The sequence below is a fragment of the Dyadobacter soli genome (genome assembly GCF_900101885.1).
Lineage (GTDB): Bacteria > Bacteroidota > Bacteroidia > Cytophagales > Spirosomataceae > Dyadobacter > Dyadobacter soli.
In genome coordinates this window covers 139,917-165,887 of record NZ_FNAN01000003.1, presented here as the reverse complement: position 1 = coordinate 165,887, position 25,971 = coordinate 139,917, and the positions used below count along the sequence as shown (strand labels likewise).

Annotated in this window: 26 protein-coding genes; 11 read left to right on the top strand and 15 right to left on the bottom strand. The window is 48.9% G+C overall.

All coding sequences use genetic code 11. The features are described 5' to 3' along the window. Positions 1-224: 224 nt before the first annotated feature. The 5 genes from BLQ88_RS05080 to BLQ88_RS36360 all read right to left on the bottom strand — a co-directional run bounded on the left by BLQ88_RS05080 (position 225) and on the right by BLQ88_RS36360 (position 4,258). On the bottom strand, positions 225-1,541 hold the full coding sequence (locus BLQ88_RS05080; protein WP_090147351.1) for a TolC family protein: 1,317 nt from the start codon (positions 1,539-1,541) through the stop codon (positions 225-227). A gap of 56 nt (positions 1,542-1,597) precedes the next feature. Further along, on the bottom strand, positions 1,598-2,209 hold the full coding sequence (locus tag BLQ88_RS05075; RefSeq protein WP_090147350.1) for a TetR/AcrR family transcriptional regulator: 612 nt from the start codon (positions 2,207-2,209) through the stop codon (positions 1,598-1,600). A 157-nt stretch (positions 2,210-2,366) separates the two neighbouring features. Next, entirely contained in the window at positions 2,367-2,861 is a 495-nt protein-coding gene (locus BLQ88_RS05070) for a DUF421 domain-containing protein (protein WP_090147348.1), read from the bottom strand. 63 nt (positions 2,862-2,924) lie between these two features. After that, positions 2,925-3,914 carry an FAD:protein FMN transferase gene (locus tag BLQ88_RS05065; RefSeq protein ID WP_090147347.1) on the bottom strand — a complete coding sequence of 330 codons (990 nt, stop codon included), beginning with the start codon at positions 3,912-3,914 and terminating at the stop codon, positions 2,925-2,927. Positions 3,915-4,063: 149 nt separating this feature from the next. Beyond that, positions 4,064-4,258, bottom strand: a complete 195-nt coding sequence (locus BLQ88_RS36360) for a hypothetical protein (protein ID WP_143016794.1) — start codon at positions 4,256-4,258, stop codon at positions 4,064-4,066. Between the two features lie 593 nt (positions 4,259-4,851). Between BLQ88_RS36360 and BLQ88_RS05060 the strand changes: the two genes are divergently transcribed. Then, positions 4,852-6,420, top strand: coding sequence for an amidase (locus tag BLQ88_RS05060; RefSeq protein WP_090147345.1), 1,569 nt, complete (start codon positions 4,852-4,854; stop codon positions 6,418-6,420). Between the two features lie 225 nt (positions 6,421-6,645). Here the strand turns inward: BLQ88_RS05060 and BLQ88_RS05055 are convergent, their stop codons facing one another. Next, positions 6,646-8,103, bottom strand: a complete 1,458-nt coding sequence (locus BLQ88_RS05055) for a hypothetical protein (protein ID WP_090147343.1) — start codon at positions 8,101-8,103, stop codon at positions 6,646-6,648. Positions 8,104-8,248: 145 nt separating this feature from the next. Continuing rightward, a complete protein-coding gene (locus tag BLQ88_RS37340) occupies positions 8,249-8,380 on the bottom strand; it encodes a hypothetical protein (RefSeq protein WP_262485691.1) in 132 nt (43 codons plus the stop codon). Here BLQ88_RS37340 and BLQ88_RS05050 point away from each other — a divergent pair. Continuing rightward, a complete protein-coding gene (locus BLQ88_RS05050) occupies positions 8,379-10,094 on the top strand; it encodes a hypothetical protein (protein WP_090147339.1) in 1,716 nt (571 codons plus the stop codon). The genes BLQ88_RS37340 and BLQ88_RS05050 overlap by 2 nt on opposite strands. A 129-nt stretch (positions 10,095-10,223) precedes the next feature. Here BLQ88_RS05050 and BLQ88_RS05045 read toward each other — a convergent pair whose 3' ends face one another. Then, positions 10,224-11,009, bottom strand: a complete 786-nt coding sequence (locus BLQ88_RS05045; RefSeq protein WP_090147338.1) for an alpha/beta hydrolase — start codon at positions 11,007-11,009, stop codon at positions 10,224-10,226. A 103-nt stretch (positions 11,010-11,112) separates the two neighbouring features. Further along, positions 11,113-11,700 (bottom strand): Crp/Fnr family transcriptional regulator, encoded by a 588-nt coding sequence (locus BLQ88_RS05040; RefSeq protein ID WP_090147336.1) that lies wholly within the window; start codon positions 11,698-11,700, stop codon positions 11,113-11,115. A gap of 147 nt (positions 11,701-11,847) precedes the next feature. On the opposite strand from BLQ88_RS05040, the gene BLQ88_RS05035 reads away from it, so the two are divergent. Together BLQ88_RS05035 and BLQ88_RS05030 are read left to right on the top strand one after the other, a co-directional pair. After that, positions 11,848-13,101, top strand: a complete 1,254-nt coding sequence (locus BLQ88_RS05035) for an asparagine synthetase B (protein WP_090147335.1) — start codon at positions 11,848-11,850, stop codon at positions 13,099-13,101. Positions 13,102-13,182: 81 nt separating this feature from the next. Further along, complete coding sequence (locus tag BLQ88_RS05030) at positions 13,183-13,812, top strand: Uma2 family endonuclease (protein ID WP_310590137.1); 630 nt, start codon at positions 13,183-13,185, stop codon at positions 13,810-13,812. Between the two features lie 3 nt (positions 13,813-13,815). Here BLQ88_RS05030 and BLQ88_RS05025 read toward each other — a convergent pair whose 3' ends face one another. Next, complete coding sequence (locus BLQ88_RS05025) at positions 13,816-14,760, bottom strand: bifunctional helix-turn-helix transcriptional regulator/GNAT family N-acetyltransferase (RefSeq protein ID WP_090147332.1); 945 nt, start codon at positions 14,758-14,760, stop codon at positions 13,816-13,818. A gap of 115 nt (positions 14,761-14,875) precedes the next feature. Between BLQ88_RS05025 and vapB the strand changes: the two genes are divergently transcribed. Together vapB and BLQ88_RS05015 are read left to right on the top strand one after the other, a co-directional pair. Then, positions 14,876-15,091, top strand: coding sequence for a type II toxin-antitoxin system VapB family antitoxin (gene vapB / locus BLQ88_RS05020; protein ID WP_090147330.1), 216 nt, complete (start codon positions 14,876-14,878; stop codon positions 15,089-15,091). Continuing rightward, positions 15,092-15,487 carry a type II toxin-antitoxin system VapC family toxin gene (locus BLQ88_RS05015; protein WP_090147329.1) on the top strand — a complete coding sequence of 132 codons (396 nt, stop codon included), beginning with the start codon at positions 15,092-15,094 and terminating at the stop codon, positions 15,485-15,487. A 2-nt stretch (positions 15,488-15,489) separates the two neighbouring features. Here the strand turns inward: BLQ88_RS05015 and lpxB are convergent, their stop codons facing one another. Both lpxB and BLQ88_RS05005 read right to left on the bottom strand, forming a co-directional pair. Further along, on the bottom strand, positions 15,490-16,596 hold the full coding sequence (gene lpxB / locus BLQ88_RS05010) for a lipid-A-disaccharide synthase (protein WP_090147328.1): 1,107 nt from the start codon (positions 16,594-16,596) through the stop codon (positions 15,490-15,492). Between the two features lie 60 nt (positions 16,597-16,656). Next, a complete protein-coding gene (locus tag BLQ88_RS05005) occupies positions 16,657-17,076 on the bottom strand; it encodes a 6-pyruvoyl trahydropterin synthase family protein (RefSeq protein WP_090147326.1) in 420 nt (139 codons plus the stop codon). Positions 17,077-17,253: 177 nt separating this feature from the next. Between BLQ88_RS05005 and rfaD the strand changes: the two genes are divergently transcribed. The 3 genes from rfaD (at position 17,254) to BLQ88_RS04990 (ending at position 22,220) form a co-directional block, all read left to right on the top strand. Continuing rightward, positions 17,254-18,219 carry an ADP-glyceromanno-heptose 6-epimerase gene (gene rfaD / locus BLQ88_RS05000; RefSeq protein WP_090147325.1) on the top strand — a complete coding sequence of 322 codons (966 nt, stop codon included), beginning with the start codon at positions 17,254-17,256 and terminating at the stop codon, positions 18,217-18,219. A gap of 182 nt (positions 18,220-18,401) precedes the next feature. Continuing rightward, complete coding sequence (sufB, locus tag BLQ88_RS04995; protein ID WP_090147323.1) at positions 18,402-19,847, top strand: Fe-S cluster assembly protein SufB; 1,446 nt, start codon at positions 18,402-18,404, stop codon at positions 19,845-19,847. 99 nt (positions 19,848-19,946) lie between these two features. Beyond that, the gene (locus BLQ88_RS04990; RefSeq protein ID WP_090147321.1) at positions 19,947-22,220 is read left to right on the top strand and encodes a monovalent cation:proton antiporter family protein; all 2,274 of its coding nucleotides are present in this window, start codon (positions 19,947-19,949) and stop codon (positions 22,218-22,220) included. On the opposite strand, the gene BLQ88_RS04985 is transcribed toward BLQ88_RS04990, so the two are convergent. Further along, complete coding sequence (locus BLQ88_RS04985; protein ID WP_090147319.1) at positions 22,210-23,106, bottom strand: 1-aminocyclopropane-1-carboxylate deaminase/D-cysteine desulfhydrase; 897 nt, start codon at positions 23,104-23,106, stop codon at positions 22,210-22,212. The two genes, BLQ88_RS04990 and BLQ88_RS04985, sit on opposite strands and share 11 nt — an antisense overlap. A 38-nt stretch (positions 23,107-23,144) precedes the next feature. Between BLQ88_RS04985 and BLQ88_RS04980 the strand changes: the two genes are divergently transcribed. Then, entirely contained in the window at positions 23,145-24,176 is a 1,032-nt protein-coding gene (locus BLQ88_RS04980) for an RluA family pseudouridine synthase (RefSeq protein ID WP_090147317.1), read from the top strand. A 51-nt stretch (positions 24,177-24,227) separates the two neighbouring features. Next, complete coding sequence (locus BLQ88_RS04975) at positions 24,228-24,671, top strand: GNAT family N-acetyltransferase (RefSeq protein WP_090147315.1); 444 nt, start codon at positions 24,228-24,230, stop codon at positions 24,669-24,671. 43 nt (positions 24,672-24,714) lie between these two features. On the opposite strand, the gene trmD is transcribed toward BLQ88_RS04975, so the two are convergent. Both trmD and rimM read right to left on the bottom strand, forming a co-directional pair. Continuing rightward, positions 24,715-25,389, bottom strand: coding sequence for a tRNA (guanosine(37)-N1)-methyltransferase TrmD (trmD, locus tag BLQ88_RS04970; RefSeq protein WP_090147313.1), 675 nt, complete (start codon positions 25,387-25,389; stop codon positions 24,715-24,717). Continuing rightward, complete coding sequence (rimM, locus tag BLQ88_RS04965; RefSeq protein ID WP_090147311.1) at positions 25,379-25,939, bottom strand: ribosome maturation factor RimM; 561 nt, start codon at positions 25,937-25,939, stop codon at positions 25,379-25,381. Before rimM ends, trmD begins: the two co-directional genes overlap by 11 nt. Positions 25,940-25,971: the final 32 nt, after the last annotated feature.

Genomic DNA, 25,971 nt, shown 5'->3' with positions numbered 1-25,971 from the left:
ATGATTGAATGATTGAATGATTGAATGATTGAATAAAGGAGAGACCGGTTTACAAGAGAGCGCATTTCAAGAATTGCAAATTCACTTATAAGATTATGCAATTACTCACTCATTAAAATATTCAATCATTCAGTCATTCAATCATTCAATCATTCAATCATTATTTTAGCTGTCGATGAAGTGCTCGTCTGTTGATGAATACGGCATTTTTGATGAAGTTTCTTTTATTTCTGAACTAGTAACCCGGTGGCTTTTTTCCATTCCAGTTCGGCTTTCAGAAGCTGTACCAGCGAGGTCAGATAGTTGCTTTGGGCATCGAGGAGGCTGTTTTCGGCCTGGATCACGTCCGTCAGCGATACCGTACCTTCCTTGAATTGCAACTGGATTTGCTTGTACACCTTTTCAGCCAATGCTACCTGGTCTTTCTTGGCATTGATATTCTTCTGCTCCACGCCGAACTTATTACGGGCATTGTTTTCTTCCATCTGAATCACCTCGCGGACCTGTTTCAGCTGCACATCCAGTTTCTGCTTGTCGATCGTGTTCTGGCTGCGTTTCGCCTTTCTGGCCATGCCATCGAACACATTCCAGTTGAGCTGCAAACCCGCCCAGTATCCCGGTACATCCTGAAATGTCGAGTTCTCGCCGCCCTGTGCGTAGAAGGCCATGTTGGCTACGCCGTATGCATTCACAGTAGGGATCAGCCCGGATCGTATATTCTTGTCCTGCAACTCGTTAAGATCTTTTTGCTTTTGCAGCAACGCTACATCCGTGCGTCTTGTCTTGTCCCAATCGGCGTAAACCGGCAAGGCCACATCGCGAACGCTAATTAATATACGTATAGAATCATTTTGAGGTATTCCCGCGTAGTATTTCAAAAGATTGACCAACTGATTATAGTTATCTTTCAGTGTAACCTGCTGCGTTTCGGTGCTGGTTTTATTAATCATTATCCGGTCGACGTCCACGCGCCGGCCCAGTTTGTTTTGGTATAACAAATCCGAAACCTTGTAGAGCCGGTCGAGCGAGATGAGGTTACTATCCAGAAACGCCATCTGCTGTGCTACGGTAACCAGGTTGTAATAGGCGTCCGTCACATTATAAGCCACATCTTCCCTGGTTTTTGTGGTACTCAACGATGTGAGCTCCCGGTTGAGATTGGCCGCTTTCAATGCATATTTTATCGACGGATTATACAGTGCCTGAGTCACTTGCGCGGTGGTCGAAAGGTTATAGGGCAACCCGAATGCTAGCGTGGTAAATTGCCCCTCCGGCCCTCCGAACGCGCTCGCCGGCACCACTTGCCCCGGAATTTTGAAATACCGCTTATAATCCCCCGACACGTTCAGGCTTGGCAGCAACCCGGAGCGCACCTCGTCGATCCTTGCATTCGTTTTCGCCTCATCGAGCCGGGCGGCCTGCACACTGAAATCGTTTTTCATGGCCAGATCCAGTAATTGGCTGAGGTCGTATTCTTGCGCCTGCGTTCGCTGAAACAGCATGAGGCATAGCATTCCCGTGACATGGAACAGGTGTTTCATGGCTAGAACAAATGTTTATTTTAAATGTTTGTTTAATGAAGCGGCAAAAAAAATGGCTACCCGATCACCAGATAGTTGCACACCATTGCCTTAATGTGCTCCTTTTGTTCTTCTGCGTATTTGGCAAAATCGTCGTCGGTCATCATGAAAAGCTCCTTATGGATTTCCTTGCCCATGAAAATGAATTCCACGCCGCATTTGATCAGCGGCAGAATGTTTTCGAGCTGCATCGGACGTAATGTGCCGTTTGCCGCGCCCTCCTCCAACTGCTTTTTGAGATAGGTTTCCCGCACCTGCCTGAATATCGACATGTCCGGAAACAACCTTTGCGGTGATTTGTGGATTTCATTCATGATGAAAATCACCAGGTCCGGCTCTTTTTTCATCATATAGAAATCATTATCGATGATCTCCGAGATCTTGGTTTTTATATCGATGTCCTTATTCAGGATCGTGAGCATGTTCTGAAAATACTCTTCCAGCACATCTTTGAAAACTTCCAGAAACAACTTCTCCTTGCTTCTGAAATAGTAGTTGGTCAATGCAATATTCATATCGGCCTCCTTCGCAATGTCGCGCGAGGTAGTGCCGTCAAAACCCTTTTTCAGAAAAACACGCTTTGCCGCCTCTCTTATCCTGTCTTCACTTTTTTCTGTTACGCACTTCACGGTGATGTGTGTTAGGTTGTTGTTAATGATTGCAGCTGCTTATTGAATCAACACTTCAAAGTTGGGCAATTGAAATAACAAAGCCAAATGTTTTAAATGATAAATTTAAACAAGCATTTAAAATATATATTTGAAACTAATATTTATCAAATTCGTCCTATTCTGCATGTTTTTTCACAAAACTGATCTGTCCATTGTTCTCCATATAAGCACTCTCGATCGTATTAAAGTTCTCGACATTCATGCTGCTGCGCAAGCAACCGTAAAGGTCTGATTCACTGACCAATGCACGCCGCATATTCTCCTTTTCCAACTTGCCGTTCTGGAAAAGGACTATCTTCTGGCCCTTGATCAGCGCCCCGAAACGGAGGTTCAACGCCCCGAACCACGCACCAATGCGGTGCAATACGGCAATGACGGTGGCGGCCGCAATGGTAGGCACAAATTCCGACGCACCCACCACGGCCCGGCTCAGGATCGCGCCGAGCAGGATCACGATAATGTTATCGAATGGAGATTTCATACCGAAGGAGCGCCTTCCGGCAATGCGGAGAAGGAGCAGCGTGATGATAAAAATCACTACCGCCCGGAGCGACATCTGGAGAACGGTCTGGTTTTCGCCTTCTCCGAAAAGTTGGGTAACGGTTTCCATAAGGTTGTCAATTCGTTTTCTGCAATATCTGCAAAAAACAAACCAAGAATTGCCGCTCCCGCCCTATTCCAGCATATTCCACTCGGCGATGCGCTCGCCCTGTCTTTCGACGAGCCATACCTTGCTGCCCTTGAAACGTTTGAGGTACTTTTTGCTTTTTTCAATGCCCGCCACGCTGAATGCCGTCGCCAGGGCATCCGCCACGGTTCCGTCAGGCGAAATGACCGTCGTACGCACATGGAAGAGCAGTCCTATGCCCGTTTTCGGGTCGACGATATGTGAGTAGCGCACACCTTTGTACTCCATGTAGCGGTAGGTTGGGCCGGAGGTGGCGAGCGCTACATTGGATAGCTGCATGGCTTTCAGCGAATCGCTACCGTTGGAGACATTGATATTCCAGCCTTTGGCGCCCGGAGGCGGGTTGGTAAGGACAATTTTTCCGCCCGCATCCATCATGGCCGAAGTAATGCCCAGCTTTTTGAGCTCCTTAATGGCTTCCTCCGCGGCATAACCTTTGCCCAAACCGCCGATATCGAGCCGCATTCCTTTCTGCGTAAGCATAATACTGCGCGTTTTCGCGTCCATTTTCAGTTTGGAATAACCTGTACGCGCCAGCGCATCACGAATTTCGTCTTCGGGCGGGAATATGCCCTTGCGCGTCGCGTGGCGCCACATTTGTACCACAGGCCCGAGCGTGGCATCGAATACACCGCCGGTTTTGGCGCTGATATCCTGTGAAACAGCCAGTATATCGAAAAGGTCTTTGCTCACCGGTACCCATTTGCCGCTTCCCGAAGTGGCCGAAAGCCGGTTAATCTCGCTTCCGTCGCGGTAATCGCTCATGATTTCGTTCAATTCCTCCACCCTTTTGAATGCATTATCGGCCGCAATTTTGGCGACGGAGTCGCTTTTGGCATAGAAAACCAGTTTGAAGGGCGAACCCATCAATCCTTTTTCGAAGGTATACCGCATTTCCTGCGCGTGCAGCGGATTTGAGAAAATGGTGAGAATGCAGATTAAGAAAAGAAGGAAGCGATTTGAAAATGAGGCCATTGGAATAAATACAGAATAAACCAGGCTGCAAATTACTTCATTTCAGGGAATTCGGGGCAGTGCATTGCGCATATCCGGGGGTAAGTGTATATAGACAAAAGGGGTACGAACCTCCCGTTCGTACCCCTTCTGCTTCCGGTTGTTATATATTAGTATTCGCCATACTCGTCTATCAGATTGCCTTCCCCAGCTTGATGATGATGATGTGCATTAATCGCATCTTTAATCATTCCTGCACCTATGAACGGCAGGGAAATAACAGTCGAAATAATCATTGCGAAAAACATTATAGTTGCAAAAAATAACTTCCCGGAATACCCAATTACGCTTGATAAGAAGTTCATAATAATGCAAATATTTAATATGATTTTTATTGGTAAAGTTAAAGAAATAACCATGCCAGTCCAATAAAATATACTTATTTTCGGACTTAATTTAGTGATTTATAGACGTTTAACGACACGAAAGAAAATAGTTAGTAGCATCGATTCTACAAACCATAGAATCATTTTCCACTACTTGTAACTAACAGTGAAAATTATTGTACATCAACACACCTCTTCCGATTCATGAATAATTTTTTCGCGGCTTTTTTAAGAATAATTTTTGCGGGAATTCTCGGCATCGCCACGGTCCTTACCACGATTATCATGTCACCTTTTCTGCTGTTCATGTGGGTTTGGAAAAAACTCAACGACACTCCTCCACGGAAATAAAAACACCCAGGGGCCTATTTGTCATGTATGGTCATTAAATTGTCAAGGGTTGTCATGAATGGTCAAGTATCGTCATTATATTGTCAAGGGTGGTCATGAATGGTCAAGTGTTGTCATTTGTCTCCCGTACCTGACCACACCTGACAGCACCTGACAGCACCTGACAACACCTGACCACACCTGACAACACCCGACAACACCTGACAACGCCTGACTACACCATGAACAGAAGAAACTTCATCCGCGTCGGCTCGGCTGCCGGATTGTTTGCGGTAATGCCTGCATTCGCTACACGCCCCGCGCCCGGCGCATTTGCCGAAATGACTATCGCCGAAATGCAGAAACGCATGAAATCCGGCGGGCTCACTTCTGTTGCATTAACACGCCATTACCTCGACGAGATCGCGCGCGTGGATAAGGCAGGTCCGAAACTGAAATCCGTGATCGAAGTAAATCCCGATGCGCTCCGCATTGCCGCTGCGCTCGATAAGGAGCGTAAATCAGGCAAGCTCCCTGGGGCGCTGCATGGCATTCCGGTGCTGTTGAAAGACAATATCGACACCGCAGACCAGATGAAAACCACCGCTGGCTCACTGGCACTGCTCGATAATGTGGCCTCGAAAGACGCATTCCTCGTGGCAAGGCTGCGAGAAGCTGGGGCGGTGATCCTGGGCAAAACGAATCTCAGCGAATGGGCCAATTTCCGATCCACGCGGTCGTCGAGCGGGTGGAGCAGCCGCGGCGGGCAAACGCGCAATCCGTATGTACTCGACCGTTCCCCTTGCGGATCGAGCTCCGGCTCGGCGGTGGCAGTAGCCGCCAACCTCTGTGCGGTGGCCGTGGGCACCGAAACGAACGGCTCCATCGCCTGTCCGGCGTCGATGAACGGCGTGGTAGGCATTAAACCGACCGTGGGGCTGCTGAGCCGCAGCGGCGTGATACCCATTTCAAAAACACAGGACACCGCAGGGCCTTTTGGTCGTACCGTCGCAGATGCGGCCGCATTGCTTGGCGCCATGGCAGGCCACGACCCCGCAGACATTACCCAGCATAAGCCTAACCAGTCGTTACCCACCGATTACAGTACATTCCTCGACCCCAGCGGCTTGCAAGGCAAGCGCATTGGCGTCGAAAAAAGCATGCTCAAAATGCATGAAGGGATTGATACGTTAATCTCAAAGGCATTGGAACAGCTCAAAGCCGCCGGCGCCGATATCGTGGAGGTCGAATTTATGAAGGTGCAGCGGCTGCCGGGCGCGGAGTCGCTGGTGCTGCAATATGAATTTAAGGAGGGCATTAACCGCTACCTGTCGACGGCGAATGCAAAAATCAAGTCGCTCGAAGGCCTTATTGCATTCAACAAAGCCAACAAGGCGAAAGTAATGCCGTACTTCGGTCAGGAACTCTTCGAATCGTCGCAAGCCAAGGGCGATTTGAATACCAAAGAATACAAAGAAGCGCTGCAAAAGATCAACGGCGTAGCGGAAGCCCTAACCGAATTGCTCGACAAAGAAAGGCTGGATGCATTGTGCGGCCCATCCACCGGGGCGGCCTGGTGCACCGACCTCGTCAATGGCGATTTCTGGACTGGTTATGGTTCTTACGGGCCGGCCGCATTATCGGGATTTCCATCCATTACCCTGCCTATGGGAATGCTCAGCGGCCTGCCCGTCGGCATTTCGTTTATGGCCAAAGCCTACCAGGAACCGGAACTGATCCGCATCGCATATGCGTACGAGCAGGCATCGCGCAACCGCGTAGCGCCTGGGTATGTGCGGAGCGTGGGGTGAGGGCCGCTGGCCTGACCGCCGACGACCGACCGCTGACCGCCGATCGCTTGGTTTGCTGGCGGCTGCCTGTTAATACTGTCAAGTATTGTCAAGTATTGTCAGGAATTGTCAAGTGCTGTCAGGCATTGACGTATCGCATACATTCTTGAACGCAATCTTTGCATTGATAGCGCGTAGCAATACAGTGATCGGCGGTCAGCGGTCGGCGGTCAGGCCGAAGGCCTACTACCGCGCCAGGTACCTCTCGTAAAACGACCCCTTCTGGCCCAGGAACTGGTTGGCTTCCTGCTGGGAGTAGATAGCCTTTCCCAATTGGTAGAAATCCTCGTACTGATTATAAGGATACGGTTGGAATTTTACCTTGTCGGGGAAAAGGGAATGGGTGACTACATTTTCCGTCAACGCGCGCTTGATGTGCGAGAGGGGCACTACCAAGCCCAGTACCAGGAAAATAACGATGGGATAGGCAATGCGCATTTTGTACCAACCCGGGTGTTCTTTGACCCATTCTGCAAAACGGTGCAGGATGAATAGCGACAAGAGCGTGAGCACAGGCGTGCTTCCGCGCAGGAACCAGTCATTCCATTTACCCATCCGGAAGAGCGAAATGGCTATCAGGAGCAGGAAAAGACCGTGGATAACAGGGGCATACTGGCTTTTGTGCAGTTTCAGTATCACTACGATTCCGTACAGCACCGCCAGGTCGATCACTACACCGAAAAAGTAATGGAATGCAATCTCATTCAGCGGGTTGAACTGCCAGATGAAGCCCGACACCACCGAATTTTTCCCTTGTAAAAAGAAAAAGAATGTTGGAATGAAGATCAAACCCGGCAGAAATAGGTCGAGCATCGGCCGGGGTTTGAGAAAATATTTCGGCTCTTTATAGTAGCGCAGGATAATCAGCATTCCAAAGATGACCACAAAGACGATCGACGGAAAAATGCCCCAGATAAATATTGAAATGACTGCCAGAAAGCTCTTTTCAGGCTTTTGGACATACACATAGTCATTGAAAAGAATGCAGGAGACGAGGATGATCGGAATGAGCTGATTTGGCGCCCATTGCGTTTGGTACAACACCGGCCAGATCTCGGTAAAAAACGGCGGCACATGGTAGTTCAGGCCGATTGCATGCAGGAAAAGGACTTTGGTAACATGACCAACCCCGCCGAGCGACAGGAAGAATATCAGCGACAGGTAGCTTTTTCTGGTAAAAATAAAGATCCAGCAAATGCCCAGGAAGAGCCCCCCCGATGCCCACAGATACAGCGCAATGCCAGAAAGCTCTCCTAACGCTTTTGAAATCAATGCGGGAACAAGGAAAAAACCGAAGTAATGGCAGGCATAGCGGCCATTTTCCTTGAATGTTACCGGCCACGACTGGTTATAAAGCGTGTAGTATTTGGAATTATGCGCCCAGAAATCGAAGGCCTGGAAGCAAAAACCTCCAATTCCCGAAAAGGCGATAATCGCGAGGGAAATGAATCCGATTTCGACCATATGGCGGGTTTCGAGATCGGTTTTCAGCGTCTTCCCGCGCTGGTAGCTGATGACGTACATAAACGCAAGCCCCACGACCAGACACACCGAAATGGGCATTCTGAACCAGCTGATCGAGAATATCAGGTTTGGCAGCAGCAGATAACCCAGACTTAAATTGCGAAGTACAGTTGTTTTCATTCAGTAACCGGCATCCTATTGGTCAATTTCCAACGTGTTTATTCAAAAAATCCGACAAAAATAATAGAAATATCTCGTCATCAAATAGTGACAATCACCTGATTGTAACCGTTGCAACGTTAATGTCATTTTAAGATTAAATATACTAAAAATCGAACACTGTAACGGCATACACTTCGCAACCGGACGAGCATTTATCCCCCGGCATCGCCCGGTTATGCAAGTAACCCACGGCATTCCAGGCCTTTTCTGCGGAAATACCTAACCCGACCTTCATGGACAGAAGACATTTTGTGAGAAACACCGCACTCGCATTCTGCGTATTACCGGCAACAATTGGCATTGGCGGCATTGCGCCTCGCCGCGTGAAGGCGGATACCATGCCCGAGTGGCTCCGTACACTGGTGAAGCAGGCCGATAAAAGCATCGAATCCCTGCTGACCTATCAGGAGAAAGACCCCAAAAGCCCCGACCTCGGCGGTCTGCGCGATGGTTTCGATTTGCTCAACCCCCATAGTACTTCGGCATTGATCCAATATGGCGCAAGCGGCCTGTTCGCGCCGGGTTCCAGGTATTACCGGTCGAAGGAACTGCTCGCAAGCATGAACCTTGCGGCATTGTACCTCATTAAAACCCAGCATAGCGACGGTACCATCGATCTGCTTTCGACTAACTTCCATTCTACGCCCGACACCGGCTTTCTCGTGAAGCGGCTCGCGATGGCCTACAAAATGATCGAACAGTCGGGTACGGAAGGCGCCGATCAAATGCTGCCCAATCTGAAAACGTTCCTCATACGCGGGGGCGACGCGCTGAGCGCGGGAGGCATTCACACGCCCAACCACCGCTGGGTAGTGTCGGCCGCATTGATTAAACTAAACGAGCTCTGGCCGAACCCCAAATATGTGACGCGTATCGAACAATGGCTCGGTGAGCACATCGACATCGACCGCGATGGGCAGTTCAACGAGAAAAGCACGTTCATTTACTCCTCCCTTACCGACCGGCTGCTCATTACTATCGGCAAAGGCCTTCAAAAACCGGAGCTTTTCGACGCCGTGCGTAAAAACCTCGACATGACGATGTATTATGTGCATCCCAACGCCGAAATCGTGACCGATGCTTCCGGGAGACAGGACAAGGCGGTTGTGGGTACGCTGGAAAACTATTACTATCCCTACCGCTATTTCGCGATCAAGGATGGAAACGGCCAGTACGCAGCCATGTGCCGACTTATCGAACAAACCGCCGGCCCGAAAATGACCGGATTTATCGATTACTTCCTCACCGATCCTTCGCTTTGGGCAGAATTGCCTGCGGAGAAGCCCGTACCGGTCAATTACGTCAAAACTTTCCCGAATTCCGGCCTCGTACGTGTGCGCAGGGACAAATGGGACAGCACGCTGATCGCCAACAACCCGGTATGGTTTACATTCATGAAAGGCAATGCGGTGCTGCAAGGCGTACGGTTTGCGACTTCCTTTTTTGGTAAAGGGCAGTTTCAATCCGAGAAAATCAATGAAAACGGGAAGGAATGGGTGCTTACGCAAAAGCTCGACGGGCCCTATTATCAGCCCTACCCCAAAGAATCCATTGCACCTGACGGCGACTGGGAAAAGATGCCGCGGACTTTCAGGCCGCAAAGCGAGGTGCAGGTGCTGGAAACGAAGGTAATGATCCGGGAAACATCCGGCGGGATGGAAATCGAAGTGGTGACGAATGGTACCGAGCGCGTACCGGCTGCGTTGGAACTAATTTTCAGACCGGGCGGAACGCTCAAAGGTGTTTCCAAAATTGAAAACACCAAAGATGCTTGGCTACTGAAAGAGGCAACTGGCTCATATGAATTGGGGGGTGATACCATTACTTTCGGTCCGGGACTGGCTTTGCACAAGAACATTGCATTACGGGGAGCCTTGCCGGCAATGGAAGCACCTACTGTTTTTCTCACTGGCTTTACGCCCTTCAAGCACGTAATCCGCTTTTCGTGACGCTTATGTTTTGACCATAGAAGATCGACCATGCTTTTTCGGTCCTGACAACAAGTGATCGGCCGTCGGCGGTCGGTCGTCGGCCGTCAAAAAGATCATGGCCAATCATCCTCAGAGCCGAAACTGGTCTTAGTGCTTGCTGATCCATTCGAGAATGTAATCGGCATCCTCTTTCCAGGTTGGCTGACCTAAAACGAAGTGGTTACGTCCGGCGAACTCTTTGTAGTCCAGCACTGAGCCGTTTTGTTTGTAGGCTTTGTAGTTGCGGAGGTTCAGCGAGGCAGGAATAATGTTGTCGAACTCGCCGGAAGTGATCAGCAACGGAGCGTGCGCCTTTTTGAAATCCACGCTGGCTGCGGAAGTGATACCGCCGCGGGCTACGGTTTTGGATTCGGGAATCACGTTTTCTTCCCAGGTTTTCATCTGTTCTTCGAGCGTCATGCCGTTGGTGAAGGCATATTGCCAGTCGGCGAGCGACATCAGGTAAGTTTTTTTCAGGGAAGTAAACAATCCGAATACTTTATAACCTGCTTTCAGGAACGAGAATTCGTAAGGGAGCACACCTTGTGGCGGTACAGGATGGATGGCGGCACCGGCAACGCCCAAGTCGCGGTTAATCAAAATCTGGGTGATCAGTCCGCCCAGCGAGTGGCCGATGATGATCGGTTTTTCGGGTAATGTTTTCACAAAATTGGCGTAGTGGTCTACCAGTTCTTTGAATGTCAGACCGGCCAGATCGGTATCGTTGGGTTGTCTGTCTCTCAGTTCGGCTGCGGGCGCATCTTTGTGCGGCCAGGCGGGAGCGTAGGTGGTATATCCTTTGCTTTCAAAATAGGTTCTCCATTGGTCCCAGCCATTGTGGCTTACAAATGCACCTGTTACAAATACGACGGTTTTGGTGTTATTGGCTTTCATGATTTCTATCGGTTAAAAGTTGAATTTTCGTCTTGTGTTCCTCTTTGAACATGACAAAATTCAGCACGTTAGCCGACTATATTCTTAACCCAAGTTAAGATCGTCATTTGCCCACCATTCTTTTTCTGATCCTGCTCAAAGAAGGCGCTTGAATGCCCAGATAAGAGGCAATGTGGTACAATGGGACATTGTTAAAAATGTCGGGATGGTTCTGGATCAGTTCGAGGTAGCGCTGCTCTGGCGTTCGGAACATAAACTGCTCCGCGCGGTTCATCGCCAGGTTGAATGCCGTTTCCGCTACCAGCCGCCCGAAGCGTTCCCAATCGTGCGATTTACCATACAGTTCGTTCAAATGATTGATATGGATATACAAAACCGTCGACTCGGTCATCGACTCGGTGTAATAACTGCATGGCGTCTGGGTCACGAAACTCTTGTAGGCAACCACTACCTGGTTTTTGGAGTAGAAAAATACATTCTTTTCGTCGGCCGAGTCATCATCGATATAGTAAGTCCGGAACACGCCGTCGAGGATGAAACCGAGGTATTTGCATACATTCTTATACTCATTATAAAACTCGCCCTTTGCGTAAGTCTTTCGTTGCCAGTAGGGAGCCGACAGTTCGAACGCATCGGCATCGATTCCCGCAAACTGGTTGAGGGCGTAGTTCAGGATTTGTGTTTCGGTCATGCGTTAAGCAGGTGAATAGTGGTATTTTCAAAAATAGAAAGAGGCACTACAAAAACCTCATAACCAGCTACCTAAAATCTCGATTATTGGTTAAATTTGATACACCTTCCCTGACGATGCAGCTTCGGACTTCAAACATTTCTTGCTATGCTGAGAAAGATTCTACCGCTCGTGCTGGTTTTCCTGTCGCAAATCTGCCTCGCAAACCAGATCCTGATCCCGATGGACAACACGCAGACCAACCATTTGAAGGCGTACGGACTGGCCTATATTCTGCTGAAAGGGGATATTGAAGTGGATTGGCTGCTCAATTACCGCGGGGGCAGTTTTAAGGTTCAGTATTCCAAATCCATTGAAAATGAATGCAAACTGAGGGCAGTTTCCTATGAGGTGCTTTCGGAGGCTGCCAGCGCCCAAATCGTGAACGAGATCAGTAATCCGAATGTGAATATGGACGTGGTGAAATTGTTCAAGGCGGCGAAAATTGCCGTGTACTCTCCTATCAAAATCGGCCCCGCCGAGTTCGAGAATACCGACGCCGTATTGCTCGTGCTGAAATACGCCGAAATCCCGTTCGAAGTCATTTACGACGAGGAGATCCTCCGCGGCGACCTGCCCAAATACGACTGGCTGCATTTGCACCATGAAGATTTTACGGGGCAATTTGGTAAAAACCTGCGCCGTACCAGCGAGGCCGATATCAAAGCCCAGGAAGCTATTGCCAACCGTTATGGTTTCTCGAAAGTACCGAAAATGAAACTGGCCGTCGCCAAGGCCATTAAGGAATTCTGCGCAGGCGGCGGCTTCCTGTTCGCGATGTGCTCCGGCGCCGAGACTTTCGATATTGCGCTGGCAGCCGAGGGAGTCGACATCGTCGATAACCTGGATGGCGACGGCATCGACCCGGATGCACAATCCAAACTGGATTTCGACAAGACCTTCGCCTTCTACAACTTCAAGCTCCAACTTGACGAGTACGACGGCATGAATTTCTCCGACATCAACTCCGCGTCGGGCCGTTACCGCGGCTGGGGCGAAAACGACGCCTACTTCTCCCTTTTTGACTTTTCTGCCAAATGGGACGTCATTCCGGCCATGCTCGTTCAAAACCATGAGCATTTAATCCGCGAATTTTTCGGCCAAACCACCGCATTTTCCAAATACACCGTCAAACCGAGCTCGCTCGTAATGGGTACCAGCAGCAACTCCGACCGCTACATTTACGGCGAGCTCGGCCGCGGCCAATGGACCTTCTACGGCGGCCACGATCCCGAAGGCCGCGGCGGAGGCGGTCGCCGCATGCCCACCGACCTCAACCTCTACCCCAACTCACCCGGTTACCGGCTGATATTGAATAATGTGTTGTTTCCTTCCGCAAGGAAGAAGAAGCGGAAGACTTGATAAATGAATGCGACCGGCTGCCCATTCATCACCGCCAAAACTGGCATTTCCCGTTGACTTCCGGCTGGATTTTGGGTAGATTTGTTTAAAACAACTCGAACTATCGACAACCGCACTATGCCTGCAATCGTCACCGATATAAACCAGCTAGACCTAAACGGCACCTATACTTATGCCGATTATTTGCTTTGGCAATTTGAAGATCGCTTGGAGCTGATTAAGGGGAAGATTTTCAAAATGTCGCCGGCGCCCAATACCAGGCACCAGAAGATTTCAGGAAAACTACACTGGGAAATGATGTCATTTTTCAGAAATCACTATTGCCAAATATTCTACGCACCTTTCGATGTGCGTCTTCCCAGGCATGATGAAAGCATCGCAAATCAGAAGATTCACACGGTGGTTCAACCCGACCTATGTGTAATTTGCGACGAATCGAAGTTGGATGATCGCGGCTGCCTTGGCGCTCCCGATCTAATGGTTGAAATCCTGTCGCCGGACAACTCGAAAAAAGAAAAAGATAACAAATTTGACCTTTATCAGGAAAGTGGTGTCAGGGAGTATTGGTTGGTTGAGCACGCAGACAGCACGCTCTATGCCTACGTGCTCAACGAAAGTGGCGTTTATGTGGGTTTAAAACCCGCGACTGAGAAGTTCCGTTCGACTATTTTCCCCGACCTTGAAATCGATCTCGCGGAAATTTTCAGCTGATTGTTAACCCAACACCAGCTCCATCTTAATATCCGCCCGCTTGAAGTTATGCCCCGTCAGCGGCACTTCCACGAATCCAAGCTTTTTGTAAAGGTTAATACCCGCTGCCGAGCCTTTGCGATTGGAGTAGAGTATCACTTTGCCCGCTCCCAGTTCGCGTGCCTTTTCAATTACCGCATTACCGAGCAGATCACCGATCTTTTTGCCCCGCATGCTCTTTGAAACGGTCATTTTGCTCATTTCAACTACATCGCCATTGCGTTTCAATGCGCATGTACCCACGGGTTCGTCTCCGTACAACGCGATCAGGATTGCTCCACCATCTTTGAGATAGTAAGTTTCCGGGTCAGAAAGCGTCTTTTCATCCTCAGGTTCGACTTCGTAGGATTCCGAAATCCAGGCATAATTGAGGTCGTAGAATGCCTGTGCATGCTCCGGCTGATAATCTACAATGCGGATCGCAGCATTGGTTTCCTCATTTTCCATTCGTTTGTAGCGTTCGAAAAAGCCTTCTTTTTTCAATTGATATTCTGTTTCATCCATGGCTTGCAATAGGTTATTGGCATTATCGATAATATGTTCCGCGGTTTTCCTCAGTTTCTCCCAAACCGGCTGCATTTGCGCCACGAGCTTCTGGGCCTTCTTCGTGAGGCGAACCATTCGCTTACGTCCATCACGGTCGTCCTTGAACGGTTCTACCAATCCTTCCCTTTCCAGTTCCTTCAACAAACTGATCGTCGAGGGATGCGCGTAACCAATCTCCTCCGAAAGCTCCATAATACCCAGCGCCTGCTTCACGTGCAATGCGTAAATGATCGGAAACCATTTCGGTTCGAAATTGATGCCATTATGCTGGTAAATAAGCGCTCCGTCCTTTCTGAATTGGTCGCTCAGGCGTTGCAGGCGCGTTGAAATCGCCAAGGCACCGACCTCGTTGAATATGTTCATTTCCTACGTCATTAAAATTCGAGTTCAAATATACGTAGTAAGCTACGTACCACCCAACGGTTGAGGTATTTTGGAGTGGTTTTTATTTTGGTTAAATTTGATAAAACTATAAGCTATGGACACACAAGCAATTATTTCTGACATCGAGCAGCTACCAGAAAAGTGGCAGCAAGAAGCGGCCCGATACATTGCCTCGCTCAAAAAGCTTTACGCAGAGCAACCTAAGCCCGCCGAAAATTTACCTCCGCGCCAATTCGGGCTTCATAAGGGGAAGTATATTATGGCACCCGATTTCGACGAACCATTGGAAGACTTTAAAGACTATATGTAAATGAATTATTTAATTGATACACACACTTTTATCTGGTTTACCGAAGGCGATCCGTTAATAGGCAGCAAGGTCCGCTCGATGATTGAAAGTAGTGACAATCAGATTTATATCAGCATAGCTAGTCTTTGGGAGATATCAATTAAAACTTCTCTCAAAAAACTTTCTATGCAGATGTCTTATGATTCTGTATTCGACGATTTGGCTAGACTGCGTATTGAGTTGGTGCCTATTAAGTTTGAGCACACCGCATACGTCAATAAGCTACCATTTCATCATAAAGACCCCTTCGACCGGATGATCGTAGCGCAAGCGGTTTGTGAAAGTTACGATTTACTGAGCTGCGATGATAAACTCGATAAGTACTTGGTGTCGAGCAATCGAAAGCGATTTTGGTAGACTTATTGAAGATATTTCACAATCAATCCCCCAGTCCGCTCCGAAGCTCCCGCCCCGCCCACAAGCTCTGCAAGTAGCTCATAATCTTGCATTTGCTGCACATTCTTATCACCACCGGGAAGAATGCGACGCAATTCCGAAACGAGATTTTCCTCATTCAACTCATCCTGGATCAATTCCCGCACCGCTTCTTTTTCCAAAATCAAATTCACTAAAGAAATAAACGGAATGCGGATCAGGCGCTTGGCTAATGCGTAGGAAATGGCGCTGGTCCGATAGCAAACTACTTCCGGCACTTTCAACAATGCGGTTTCCAAAGTAGCTGTGCCGGAAGTTACCAATGCGGCATCGGCGACGGAAAGCAGGTCGTAAGTGCTTTCGTAAACGATGGTTGCTTTACCGCTGGATAAGTATTGATCGTACAATGCGGAAGGCAAATTCTTGACGCCGGCGATCACATATTGGTAATGGGGAAAATGCTTTTGGGTAGTAAGCATGGTATCGAGCATGCCGATGATTTCCTGCTTTCTGCTGCCGGGAAGTAATGCGATAATTGGGCGGTCATCGAGGTTATGGTTTCGGCGGAAGTCGGGATCGGGGCGAAATGCCGCAATGGCGTCCATGAGCGGGTTACCCACGTAGTCGACCTTGTAGTCGTATTTTTTATAAAAATCGATTTCGAACGGGAAGATCACGAACATATGATCCACATTGGCCTTGATCTTCCAGGCGCGCTTCTGTTTCCATGCCCACACTTTCGGTGAAATGTAGTAGAAGACTTTGAGGCCTTTCGACTTCGCAAACGAAGCAATGCGCAGGTTGAAACCGGGATAGTCGATCAGTATCAATGCGTCGGGCTGGTATTCGAGAATGTCGGCCTTGCATTTTTTGAGAAAACCGGTGATTGTGCGGAGGTTCATGACCACTTCCAGAAACCCCATGAATGCCGTATCCTTGTAATGCGTCACCAGCTGCATTCCCTCTGCCTCCATCATATCACCACCCCACCCACGAAATTCCGCCGAAGGATCATTGGCCCTGATCCCTTTAATCAAATTGGAACCATGCAGATCCCCCGAGCGCTCGCCGGCGATGATGTAATATCTCATAAGTGATCGGCGGTCGTTGGTCGGCGGTCGGCGGTCAAAGCTTGGCAGTCAACAATCACCCTATTCACCATAATACTCCACAAAATTCTTAGGCGTTTCTACGAGCTTGATATAGTGCAGTTTCGCATTCGGCGCGGCCTGTGCGATGGCCGGTTCGAGGATGTTCCAGATTTCCATGACAAATATTTCGCAGGAAGCCATTTTACCTTGCATGAAATCCACGTCGAGGTTCAGGTTCTTGTGATCCACCTTGTCCACGATCTCCTGCTTCACAATATCCCCCAGCACTTTCAGGTCGATCACGAAGCCGGTATCAGGGTCCGGCTTGCCTTTTACCGTAACAATCAGCTCAAAATTATGCCCGTGCCAGTTGTTGTTGGCACAAGGGCCAAATACTTCCTGGTTTTTCTCGTCACTCCACGCCGGGTTGTAAAGCCGGTGCGCCGCATTGAAATGCTCTTTTCTTGTTACGTAAATCATAAAACTTCCTGCCACTTGATAATTCTGGCGCAAAATTACACCTTGTATCCGTAGTTTTGTTTGTTAACAAGAGGATAACTAAAAAAAATCCTATTTCACACTTAAAATTTAAGAGTAGATCGGCGCGTTCCGGTGCTCTTATCTGGCATTCTTTTTACCGTTTAACATATAATCTCGATGATTATCGTAACAGGAGCAGCCGGCTTTATTGGCAGCGGGCTTATCAGCCGCCTCAATCAGGACGGCTTTAAAAACATTATTGCAGTGGATGATTTTTCCAAAATCGAGAAAGCTGAAAACCTCGAAGGAAAAACTATCAAGGAAAAAGTAGAAAGAAATGCACTTTTCGAATGGCTGGATACGAATAACCGCGACGTGGAATTCATTTTCCATATCGGCGCACGTACCGACACGACGGAGTTCGACAAGGAAATTTTTGATGAACTGAATGTAAACTATTCCAAAGGCATTTGGGAGAAATGCGTGGCTTACCAGATTCCCCTCGTGTACGCGTCGTCCGCGGCTACGTACGGGCTGGGCGAGCACGGGTACGATGATAACGAATCGACGATCGGGCAGTTGAAGCCACTTAATCCTTATGGTGATTCCAAAAACGAGTTCGATAAATGGGCATTGGCACAGGAGAAAAAACCGTTTTTCTGGGCTGGGTTGAAGTTTTTCAATGTATACGGGCCAAATGAATACCACAAAGGCCGCATGGCATCAGTGATTTTCCATGCCTTTAACCAGATTAAGGCGACCGAGAAAATGAAACTTTTCCGCTCCCATAATCCCGATTTCAAGGACGGTGAGCAAATGCGTGATTTTATTTACGTAAAAGACCTGATCGACGTCTGCATTTTCTTCATGCACCACCGCAAAAACTCGGGCATTTACAACCTGGGAAGTGGCAAAGCACGTACATTCAAAGACCTGGTTACGAACACTTTCCACGCAATGGACAAAACGCCGGACATTTCGTTTATCGATACTCCGGCCGACATTCGCGACAAGTACCAGTATTTCACGCAGGCCAATATGAGCAAGCTGCGCTCCGTCGGATACACCCGTCCGTTCAGCACGCTGGAAGAAGGTATCGACGATTATGTTAAGAATTACCTGTCTTCAACTACCTATTTATAAGGCATTTATATCACTAAAATAACGAAGAGACCTGCCCCGGCGGGTCTTTTTTGTTTTCACCTATTTCGGCCTCCTACTGCCGGAATCTCCACAATTTTCCGTATTTTTGACCCTCTGAATAAACTCAATCCCACTTCTCTGTGTTAGCATGATACCAACCAGAGTGTGACATTATTACGACTATGAGCAAAGAAGAAGAATTGTTGGAGGAAATCACCAGTTCGGAATACAAATACGGCTTTGTAACTGATATTGAGGCAGATGAGGCTCCCGCGGGCCTTAATGACGATATCGTCAGGTTCATCTCTGCCAAAAAGAACGAACCCGAGTGGATGCTGCAATGGCGCCTGAAAGCGTACCATTTGTGGCTTACCATGGAGGAGCCTAAATGGCCGAACGTGCATTACCCGCCCATCGAATTCCAGGCTATCAAATATTACTCGGCGCCGAAGAAAAAGAAGGCGGTCGAGAGCATCGACGACATCGATCCCGAGCTGCGTAACACTTTTGAAAGGCTGGGGATTTCTTTGAACGAGCAGAAAAGGATTTCCGGCATTGCGGTCGACGCGGTAATGGACTCCGAATCGGTTTTCACGACTTTCAAAGACACGCTCAAAGAAAAAGGCATCATTTTCTGCTCGATCAGCGAGGCGATCCGTGAGCATCCGGAGCTGGTGAAGAAATACCTGGGCTCGGTAGTTCCGCCAAAGGATAACTACTACGCGGCCCTGAACTCGGCCGTTTTCTCCGATGGATCATTTGTATATATTCCGAAGGGCGTTCGCTGCCCGATGGAGCTTTCGACCTACTTCCGTATCAATGCCGCAGGGACAGGTCAGTTTGAAAGAACGCTGATCATTGGCGACGAAGACAGCCATGTGAGCTACCTCGAAGGTTGTACTGCTCCTATGCGTGACGAAAACCAGCTGCACGCTGCGGTCGTTGAAATTTTCGCACACGACAATGCAAATGTAAAATACTCGACCGTACAGAACTGGTACCCTGGCGATAAGGACGGAAAAGGCGGTATTTACAACTTCGTAACGAAACGCGGCCTTTGCGACGGCCCTAACTCCAAAATCTCTTGGACGCAAGTTGAAACCGGCTCGGCGATTACCTGGAAATATCCTTCTGTAATCCTGAAAGGCGACAACTCGATCGGTGAATTTTACTCGGTGGCTGTAACCAACAACATGCAGCAAGCCGATACCGGCACAAAAATGATCCACATCGGTAAAAACACGAAAAGCCGGATCGTTTCCAAAGGTATTTCGGCCGGAAAGAGCCAGAATTCTTACCGCGGGTTGGTACAGGTATTTAAAAAGGCTGAGAAAGCACGTAACTTCTCGCAATGCGACTCCCTGTTGCTTGGCGACAAATGCGGCGCGCACACTTTCCCTTACATTGAAGTAAACAACCCGTCGGCAACCGTAGAGCACGAAGCTACTACTTCGAAGATCGGAGAAGACATTCTTTTCTACTGCAACCAACGCGGTATCCCAACGGAACAAGCGGTTGCATTGATCGTGAATGGGTATGCTAAAGAAGTATTAAATCAGCTTCCGATGGAATTTGCCGTTGAAGCGCAGAAACTCCTGGAAATCAGCCTGGAAGGAAGCGTAGGTTAAAATTTCAAATAAGATAAAACGCAGAAAGCCTTTGATTCGTCGAAGGCTTTTTGTATTTTATTGATCTTAGTAAATTTTTCCATCAACGATCCACCCTTCATGACTCACGTTCCACAACTAATCATAGACCTGTCGCTCATTCTCACAATGGCCGGTATTATTACCGTAATCTTCAAGAAATTGAAGCAGCCTATTGTGCTGGGTTACATTTTGGCCGGGTTACTTGTAGGGCCTAATTTCCACTTGTTTCCCACCATTACCGACATCAAAACCATTGAAATATGGGCCGAGATCGGGGTGATATTCCTGCTTTTCAACCTGGGTTTGGAGTTTAGTTTCAAAAAGCTGGTCAAGGTTGGTAATACCGCTGCCATTACCGGTTTGTTTGAAGTATCGATGATGCTTGGAACTGGCTTCCTAACCGGCCAGTTACTGGGTTGGAGCAAAACCGACAGTCTTTTTCTCGGTGGTATCATCGCCATTTCATCTACAACCATTATTTTCCGTGCATTCGACGAGCTTGGCCTGAAAACGCAGAAATTTACCCGCGTGGTAATGGGTATCCTGGTTATCGAAGACCTTACCGCGGTGTTACTGATGGTGTTGCTCTCCACATTATCGCTAAGCCAGCAGTTTGCAGGATTTGAATTAATCCAATCCAGCCTGAAACTCTTCTTCTTTCTCACCATCTGGTTCCTGGGCGGCATTTTCGTTTTCCCTACCCTGCTGCGCCGCTACCGGCATCTGATGAACGACGAAAGCGTGCTTATCACCTCCGTTGCATTGTGCTTCGGAATGGTATTTCTGGTCACCAAAGCGGGATTCTCGGCTGCATTAGGCGCATTTATCATGGGCTCTATTTTGGCTGAAACGACGCATGCGGAAAAAATCGAGCATTTACTCAAACCGGTGAAAGACCTTTTCGGTGCGGTGTTCTTTATCTCGGTGGGAATGCTGATCAATCCTGGCCTATTGCTGGATTATGCGGTACCGACGGCTATTCTCGTGCTGGTTGTAATGCTGGGTAAAACTACTTTCGTCACATTAGGTGCTGTCATTTCAGGTCAGCCTTTGAAAAAGTCGCTGCAATCAGGTATGAGTTTGTCCCAAATCGGGGAATTTTCATTCATTATCGCCAATCTTGGCCTTTCCCTGAAAGTAACGAGCGGCTTCCTCTACCCGATCGCGGTGGGTGTTTCGGTGATCACGACATTTGCCACACCTTACATGATGAAGGCATCCGAACCGCTCTACGAGTGGCTCAACAAGCATTTGCCTGAAAAATGGCGGCATTACCTCAATCGGTACAGCACCAGTACAGAAACGATCGCGCAAACCACGCAATGGAATGAAATCCTGAAAGCCTATGCGCAGACCGTGATTTTGAACTCCGTCGTCGTGGTGGGGATCATCCTTGCATCTTCGCGTCAGCTCGCGGACCAGCTGCACACGCGCGTGCCCGAAAACTTCATCACCAATTCGGTGCTTTTTGGCATTACGTTCCTGCTAATCTCACCCTTTTTATGGGCATTGGTGTTCAAAAGAGGCAACCGAAAGGCGTATTCGTCGATCTGGCTCAGCCGGAAATACAGCCGTGGGCCGCTGCTGGTGCTTGAACTTTCAAGAGTGGTAATCGCTATCCTGCTGATGGCCTTCCTGCTCAACTCATTTTTCTCGACACAAATTTCATTTATCGTGGCAGGCGGCATCATGGTGCTCGGACTGGCGATTTTTTACCAGAGATTACAGCAGTTTTACCACAAAATCGAAGACCGTTTCCTGCAAAACCTCAATGCAAGACAACTGGAAGGAAGTGGAAAATCCAAAAGAATTCTCCTGCCCTGGGACGCGCACTTTGCTTTCCTGGAAGTGAGTCCGGATTCCAACCTGATCGGTAAAAGCTTGCAGGAACTGAAAATCCGGGAAGTTTTCGGCATTAACGTCGTACTCATCGAAAGGGGAAGCAAAACCATTCACCTCCCGCGCCCGACCGAGGTGCTCTACCCCTGCGACCGCATCGAGGTAATCGGTACCGACGACCAGCTCGACGTTTTCCGAAGCCATATCGAGGTAAGTATGAATGGCGATGTGTACATGGCACATGAAGACAGCATCGTGCTCGAACGCGTGGAAGTGAAAACGCAACACGGCATTCGCGGCAAAACGATCCGCGACAGCGGCATCCGTGAAATGACCCACGGCATGATCGTAGGCCTGGAACGAAATGGCGAGCGCATTCTTAACCCGGATTCGTCAATGGTGATTGAAATTCAGGATGTCCTCTGGATCGCGGGTGACCGCGACCTTATCAAGGAATTCATGGCCAACAAACCAGCGAATAATGAGGAGGAAGTGGAGATAGCTACACCCTGATCAGACCCTGTAAACCGCCAGTGTGTACGGCTACCACGGTTGTCCCAGCTTTAAAATAGCCTTTTTGAATGAGGTCAAACAGCCCGTAAAACATTTTGGCAGTATACACCTGCTCCAACTGAATACCGAACTCCGCCCGGAAATCCTGCATGAACGCCAGCAGCTCATTATTCCATTTGGCATAACCCCCAAAATGGTAGTCTGTCAGCAATGCGAGATTTCCGGGCGTTTTGCATTCATTGAGAAGCTCAGAAATGTCATCCCGGAGAAAATCACCCCCTTTCAATGCGGAGAATGCGAGCGCATTGGCACCCGCGGATAGAATTCCGGCGGCAGTGCCGCCTGTTCCAACTGCTGTGGCAATAAAATCGGGCAGTGATCCCAACTGATCCCTGACTTCATAAACCATTTCGGCGACGCCTTTCAATGCAAGTGCCGTCGTGCCTCCTTCCGGGATAAGGTATGGCCTATCGAAGCGGTTCGAAATGTGTTTGAGATAATCCTTCGAATTGCGTTGCCGGTACTCTTCACGCGTCACGAAATGCAATTGCATTCCCCGTTCGCGGCAGAATTGCAAAGTCGCATTCTCCTTATTTTCCAGTTCGAGGCCTCTTACAATGCCGATGGTTTTCAGCCCCAATGCATTCCCGGCAGCGGCGGTCGCGTATAAATGGTTCGAATATGCACCGCCAAACGTCAGAACGGCCGTTTCGCTTCTTGCTTTCGCTTCAAGCAAATTGTATTTCAATTTCCGCCATTTATTGCCCGAAACCGTTGGGTGAATGAGGTCGTCGCGTTTGATGTACAATGCAACGCCCGCCTTTTCAGTAGCTGCATTCATAAGCCGCTGCAAGGGTGTGGGGATCTGCGAACTCAGTAAATCCACTTATTTTGGTAATTTTGTTGATAGTTAATCCAAAAAGAATGTCCGTAGAACTTGTTGATATTGCCTCCGAAGAGGATGATTTATTTGAACATTACCGCATTGTCGCCGACAAAGGTCAAAGCCTGATGCGGCTCGATAAATTCCTGAATCTTCATGTTGCCAACGCTTCCAGGACAAAAATACAAAACGGCATTGAAGCGGAGGCCGTAAAGGTCAACGGCCAGCCAACGAAGGCCAGCTATAAGGTCAAGCCGTTGGATGTGATCACGCTTTCGCTGCCCGAGCCGCCACGCGATACCGAAATCATTCCGGAGGACATTCCGATTAATATTGTCTATGAAGACGATGTATTAATGATTGTCAATAAGCCGGCAGGAATGGTCGTGCACCCGGCGTATGGCAACTGGACGGGCACATTGATCAATGCGCTCGTGTACCATTTCCAACAGCTCCCTACCGGCCGCAATGGCGAGGGCCGCCCGGGGCTGGTGCACCGCATCGATAAAGACACCTCCGGCCTGCTCGTGATCGCAAAAACCGAATTTGCCATGACTTTCCTCGCCAGCCAGTTCGCCGATCATTCAATAGAACGTACCTATCACGCATTAATATGGGGTGAACCCAAAGTCGACAAGGGTACCGTTACCGGCCACATCGGGCGCAGCGTACGCGACAGGCGCGTGATGGACGTGTACGTGGATGGCAGCCAGGGCAAACACGCGGTCACGCATTACGAGGTGATTAAGCCAATGCGCTATGTTTCGATGATTAAGTGTAACCTCGAAACCGGCCGCACGCACCAGATACGCGCGCATATGAAGCACATCGGGCACCCGATCTTCAACGATCCGATGTACGGAGGCGACAAAATCCTGCGGGGCGTTTCGAGCGGCAGTTATAAGGCAATGGTCGAAAAGGGTTTCAGCCTCATTCCCGGGCAGGCGCTGCATGCCAAATCACTCGGTTTTATCCACCCTACCACCCGGCAATGGATCCAGTTCGAAACCGAATTACCTGAAAATTTCCGGGCGATCCTTGAAAAGTGGGAAAACTATGTGAACTCTCAGTAGGAAATAGTATATTCTCGATTCTTAACCTTTCTAATCAATAAACCGTTTATCATGAATATTTCGACCAGGCAGGGCACAGCAGAGGATATACCCGCAATTTTTGAATTGGTGAAAGAGCTTGCGATTTACGAACGGGCCCTGAACCAGGTAACCAATAATGTTGACAAAATGACCCGCGATTACAACGAAAAGCTCTTCGATTTTTTCGTTGCCGAAGTGGATTCCAAGATCATCGGGCTTTGTTTGTACTACTACCGCTACTCTACCTGGAAAGGAAAGCGGCTTTACATGGAGGATATCATCGTTACCGAATCGATGCGGGGCAATGGCATCGGCAAAATCCTTTTCGACGCCACGGTAATAGCTGCGAAAAATGTAGGCTGTACGGGAATGATGTGGCAGGTGCTCGACTGGAATACGTCTGCGGTGAATTTCTACCGCAAGTATGGCACCAATTTCGATAATGAATGGATCAACTGTAACCTCGATTTTTAAGGTTACAAAAGCTAAATGCAGATACTATGAGGCCGGCCTATTGCTATTGCAACAGGTCCGGCCTTCTTTCTTTCGTTCTTTTGAGCGACTGCTCGTAACGCCACTCCTCAATCTTCGCCTCGTGCCCCGACATCAGGATTTCGGGCACTTTATGGCCTTCGAAATCGGCTGGTCGGGAATATACCGGCGGGGCCAGGAGGTTATCCTGAAACGAGTCCGTCAATGCGGAAGTTTCGTCATTCAAAACCCCCGGAATAAGGCGGATAATGGCATCTGCAAGCACGGCTGCGGCGAGTTCACCTCCCGAAAGCACGTAGTCTCCAATACTGATTTCCTTTGTCACGAACAGGTCGCGCACGCGCTGATCTACGCCCTTGTAATGCCCGCAAAGCATCATCAGGTTACCTTTTAATGAAAGCTGGTTTACCATCGGCTGGCGCATTTGCTCGCCGTCGGGCGTGAGGTAGATGATCTCGTCGTATTCACGTTCGGCCTGCAATGCACGAATGCAACGGGCAATCGGTTCGATTTGCAACACCATTCCAGCACCACCACCAAATGCGTAATCGTCGATTGTGCGGTGTTTGTTGACAGAATAATCGCGAATATCGTGGATTACCACTTCCACGTGATTGGCTTGCTGCGCCCTTTTCAGGATCGAATGCGCGAAGAAACTGTCGAGCAGGCTCGGCACACAGCTCAAAATGTCAATCCGCATCATCTGGCGTGTTTTCGGCTGCATTATCGAGATAAACTTCCAAGAGGCCTTCCGGCAGGTTCACCAACAACGATTTCGCTTCCTTATCCGCTTTGATCACAATGTCATTAGCAGTAGGGATCAGCACTTCGGAGCCCTGGTAGTCCATCGCGATCAGGTCCTGGCCATTCAGCGAGTACACTTCCCGCACAATGCCGAGTTCTCCCAGCGTTTGGTCCACTACCTTGAAACCTTTGATCTCGTGGTAGTAAAACTCGTCCTCGCCCAGTTCGCTTAGTTCTTCCAAAGGCAGGTAAAGCGAGGTACCAACGAGCGCCTGCGCTTTCACAATGGTGTCCACATCTTCGAAGGTCACAATCGCGTTACTTTGCTTTTGCAGGTTAATCTCGTCGATAAAATAAGGTACCAGTTCGCCCTTGATCTCGACATAAACCGTTTCCAGGTCTTCATAATCATCCGGATAATCCACATCCAGGTAAATTACCACGTTGCCGGCGGTGCCGTGTGTCCGCACGATATAGCCCAATAAATAACAGTTGTCCTGTGTCATTTCAGGGATTCAAAATTTAGGTTTTGTATAAA